Origin of the sequence: Mesorhizobium sp., from assembly GCF_024509055.1 — a bacterium.
In the GTDB taxonomy this organism is placed as follows: Bacteria; Pseudomonadota; Alphaproteobacteria; order Rhizobiales; family Rhizobiaceae; genus Mesorhizobium.
In genome coordinates this window covers 1-3,348 of record NZ_JANINM010000187.1, presented here as the reverse complement: position 1 = coordinate 3,348, position 3,348 = coordinate 1, and the positions used below count along the sequence as shown (strand labels likewise).

The 3,348-nt window shown below is 63.6% G+C and carries 3 protein-coding genes and 1 pseudogene; 2 read left to right on the top strand and 2 right to left on the bottom strand.

The genetic code is table 11. The features are described from left to right. Positions 1 to 790 (bottom strand): site-specific DNA-methyltransferase (locus Q0L57_RS08915; protein ID WP_296741287.1); only part of this gene is annotated, 790 nt, incomplete at its 3' end. A 174-nt stretch (positions 791 to 964) separates the two neighbouring features. Between Q0L57_RS08915 and Q0L57_RS08910 the strand changes: the two genes are divergently transcribed. Continuing rightward, entirely contained in the window at positions 965 to 1,654 is a 690-nt protein-coding gene (locus Q0L57_RS08910) for an HAD family hydrolase (RefSeq protein ID WP_296741285.1), read from the top strand. A 117-nt stretch (positions 1,655 to 1,771) separates the two neighbouring features. On the opposite strand, the gene Q0L57_RS08905 is transcribed toward Q0L57_RS08910, so the two are convergent. After that, a complete protein-coding gene (locus Q0L57_RS08905) occupies positions 1,772 to 2,518 on the bottom strand; it encodes a hypothetical protein (RefSeq protein ID WP_296741283.1) in 747 nt (248 codons plus the stop codon). Positions 2,519 to 2,645: 127 nt separating this feature from the next. Here Q0L57_RS08905 and Q0L57_RS08900 point away from each other — a divergent pair. Then, positions 2,646 to 3,348, top strand: a pseudogene (locus tag Q0L57_RS08900) (threonine synthase); the annotation flags it as partial.

Below are 3,348 nucleotides of genomic sequence, written 5' to 3'. Positions count from 1 at the left end.
GCTCATTGGCGGCGTCGATATAGGCCTGCTCGCGCTCGATGCCGACGAAGTGGCGGCCAAGGCGCTTGGCGACGGCGCCGGTGGTGCCGGAGCCGAAGAAGGGATCGAGCACGACGTCGCCCGGCTTGGTGGAAGCCATCATGATGCGGGCAAGCAGCGCTTCCGGCTTCTGCGTCGGATGCAGCTTGTTGCCGTTCTCGTCCTTCAGGCGTTCGCCGCCGGTGCAGATCGGGAACAGCCAGTCGGAACGCATCTGCAGGTCGTCGTTCGAGGCCTTCAGCGCTTCGTAGTTGAACGTGTAGCCCTTGGCCTTCTGGTCGCGCGAGGCCCAGATCATCGTTTCGTGCGCGTTCTGGAAGCGGCGGCCGCGGAAATTCGGCATCGGGTTGGTCTTGCGCCAGACGACGTCGTTGAGGATCCAGAAGCCGAGGTCCTGCATCCTGGCGCCGACGCGGAAGATGTTGTGGTAGGAGCCGATGACCCAGATGGTGCCGCTGGGCTTCAGCACCCGGCGCGCCGCGAGCAGCCAGGCGCGGGTGAAGGCGTCATAGGCCTCGAAGCTCTCGAACTGGTCCCACTCGTCGTCGACGGCGTCGACCTTGGACTGGTCCGGACGGTGCAGGTCGCCGTCGAGCTGCAGATTATAGGGCGGGTCGGCGAAGATGACGTCGATCGACTTCTCCGGCAGCCTGTCCAGCGCCGCGACGCAGTCGCCCTTGAGGATCGTGTCCAGCCATTCAGACTGCTGGGGAGCATGGGAAAGCTCGTCGAGAAGACGCACGGCAGACATCAAAACACCCAAAGGAACGCGTTACGGTTTAACTGGCCGTTATGGTTACCGATCAGCGTAAACATTCGGTGAAAGCCAATCGCGTCCGCCAGGTGGTTTGCGAAGACCGGCCCATTGGTGTATGCCGCGCCGCTTGAGGCCTCAGGCCCTTTTCCCTCCACGTTCAGGACTGCCATGCCCCAGCCAGACCTTGTTATCTTCGATTGCGACGGCGTGCTCGTCGATTCGGAAATCATCGCCGCCCGTGTCGAGGCCGAACTGCTGACTTCGGCGGGATTCGAAATCTCGGCGGAGGAGCTCGCCGAGACCTATGCGGGGCTGACCTTCAAGGACATCCTGATGCGGGTCGAGGAGAAGTCGCAGATCCCATTCCAGGCCTCGCTGATCGACCGCGCCGAACAACTGGTCGACCGCAAGCTGCGCAGCGACGTCCGCATCATCGACGGCGCCCGCGAGGCGGTGGCCGCGATCGCCGTGCCGCGCGCCGTCTGCTCCAATTCGAGCACCGAGCGGGTCGAGTTCATGCTGGAAAAGGTGGGGCTGCTGCCGTTCTTCGCCGGCCGCATCTTCTCCGGCCTCGATATCCCCAGCAAGAAGACCAAGCCGGCGCCGGACGTGTTCCTCTATGCCGCCGAGAAGCTCGGCGCGAATCCGAGGAACACCTTCGTCATCGAGGATTCCGTGCATGGCATAGCCGGCGCCAGGGCGGCAGGCATGCGCGTCATCGGCTTCACCGGCGCCAGCCATAGCTATCCTGGCCATGCCGACGCGCTGACCGAAGCCGGCGCCGAAACGGTCATCCGCCGCTGGGCGGAGCTCGGCGGCACGATTGCAGCGTTGTCGGAGTGGTCGGAAGACGCCTGAAAGCGCTTCACCTTCTCATGGAAACGATGAACCGCTCTATCTCCTTGTTTTGACGCAATTCCGGACGGAAACCGTTTCACACTTTTCCTGGAATTGCGTCGGAGCCGCCGATTTCGGTCAGTTCGCCGCGGCGACGTGCTTCTTTTTCTTACCCTTCGACTTGCCCTTCGTCGCCACCGGCTTCGAATCGTCATAGCCGGCATAGGCTTGGTAGTCCTGCGCGGTCGGCTCCGGCACGACGATATTGGCGTCGGTGAAGACGAACTGCGTGGCGGCCGACGGATCGGTGACCTGCACCTGGTACTGGTGCACCTGGGAGTAAAGCACGTCGTTGCCGTGCTGGACCGCGATGCGGATCGGCATGGTGATGGTGCCGGGCGCGAACATCGGCCCCGGCACGACCCTGCCGGCGACCGCGATCTTCATCGACAGCTGGCCGTTGGCGTGCGTGCAATCGCGCGTCATGTCGGAAATCGAGGCCTGGTATATGACCTTGGACGGATCATGATCGGGATCAAGCGGCTGGCCGTTGGGTCCGAGCTGCGGCTGCGCAGCGGCTGCCGCCGCATCGGCCTGGGCCGCGGCATCGCCCTTCTTTTTCTTCGGCTTCGCCACGGAGCCCTTGGCATAGGTGCTGAAGTAGGCGCCGCCGTCGCGCAGCGTCACCTTCGGGCAATAGGCGCGCAACTGGCTGGCGAGTACCTTGGGGTCCTGCGGCGGTGGCGGCGCGGTCGGGTCTTTCTTGGTGAGGCCGAAGTTCAGGATGCCGTTGTTGTCGCTCGATTGGCAGCCGGCGACGGCAAGCATAAAGCCGGCAAGCGCCAGACCCGCGACAAGACGACGGTTGACCGAATGAAACGCCATAAACTGCACTTCCCTCTCACAAAGCTGGTGACGTATAGCAACCGCGCGGCGAAAATGCGACTGAGCCGGCTCGGAAAATTAACCAATTGCCGTGGATGACGCGAACGGCAGCAATGGGTCTTTTACGATGCAATATGTGAGTACCCGCGGGGATGCTCCCGTGCTTGGATTTTCCGACGCGGTGCTGGCCGGGCTGGCGCGCGACGGCGGGCTTTACGTTCCACGCGAATGGCCTCAGTTTTCCGCCGCAGACATCCGTGCCATGCGCGGTCTCGCCTACCCCGACCTTGCGATCCGCGTGCTGACGCCATTCCTCGGCGGCGAGATCGCCGCGCCCGTCTTCGAACGGCTGGTGCGCGAAGCCTACGCTACCTTCCGGCACGAAGCGGTCTGTCCGCTGGTGCAGACAGATAAGAACACCTTCATCCTCGAGCTCTTCCACGGCCCGACGCTGGCCTTCAAGGACGTCGCGATGCAGTTGCTCGCACGCTTGATGGACCATGTGCTCGCCGAGCGCGGCCAGCGCGCCACCATCGTCGGCGCCACATCGGGCGACACCGGCGGCGCGGCCATCGACGCCTTCGCCGGCCGCGACCGCACCGACATCTTCATCCTCTTCCCGCACGGCAAGGTGTCGCCGGTGCAGCAGCGACAGATGACGACCTCCAAGGCCGCCAATGTCCACGCACTGTCGGTCGAAGGCAATTTCGACGATTGCCAGGGCCTGGTGAAGGACATGTTCAACGACCACAGCTTTCGCGACCGGGTGTCGCTATCGGGCGTCAATTCGATCAACTGGGCCCGCATCATGGCCCAGATCGTCTATTACT

Bases quoted from the DNA above. Each gene is read 5' to 3' on its own strand.
- Q0L57_RS08910 (WP_296741285.1), top strand. From the start codon at position 965: ATGCCCCAGCCAGACCTTGTTATCTTCGATTGCGACGGCGTGCTCGTC.
- Q0L57_RS08905 (WP_296741283.1), bottom strand. From the start codon at position 2,518: ATGGCGTTTCATTCGGTCAACCGTCGTCTTGTCGCGGGTCTGGCGCTT.